Genomic DNA, 723 nt, shown 5'->3' on the forward strand with positions numbered 1-723 from the left:
CGCTGCTGCTTTTTTCCCGAGGTCATAAACCACCTTCAGGGCAGCCGGACCTATCTGCCCGTTCGTGCCATCGTTATTGATCTCGATGTTGTACTGCGGGGCAAACATCGCCATACCTGAACCACCAATATCCGCCACAACCCCCAGCTTACCGTCAGCACCACGACGCAGAGGCAGAATGGCTTCAGGCCCAGCTTCCCCCATCACACCTGCACCTTTTGCAAAAGCAAAAAACGTCGGACGGTTAACCACCGTGCCACTGTAGCGACTCAAATCAGCAGACTGATAAACACCACCATCAGCATTGGGCGTCACACTGGCAGTTGCTGCACTCCCCCAGCCAAACGCCGAACCAATCCCCTTAACTGCCTGCATCATGGACATCTGAGCCATGATTTTTGCCAGATCAGAAAGGAGCGAGGCGGTAAAAGATTTGAAGTTCAGTTTTCCGGTGGTACAGAATGTAGCCAGTGCATTACCTGCACTATTAAATGCCGCTGTAAGCATCTGCTCCGCAGTGCCTGCCGCATTATCCGCATCTGCCGTGAAATTCTGAAACGCCCGCATGGCACCGTTTTTCCAGTTACCCTGAGCAATTTCAAGCTGTTGCCAGTAACGGCGATTCTCATTCAGTTGCCTGTTCAGGCTCTCCGTCAGCGCCTGCTCGGCCTTTCTGTAGTCATCCGTGTTATATGTCCCTTTCTGCTCACTATCCCGCCTCAA

Annotated in this window: 1 protein-coding gene; it reads right to left on the minus strand. The window is 52.8% G+C overall.

Annotation, left to right across the window (positions count from 1 at the left end; genetic code table 11):
* Window positions 1-723 (minus strand): phage tail tape measure protein (locus FTE26_RS07100; RefSeq protein ID WP_272457526.1); only part of this gene is annotated, 723 nt, incomplete at both ends.

The sequence above is a fragment of the Escherichia sp. S10b genome (assembly GCF_028421345.1).
Lineage (GTDB): Bacteria > Pseudomonadota > Gammaproteobacteria > Enterobacterales > Enterobacteriaceae > ECMA0423.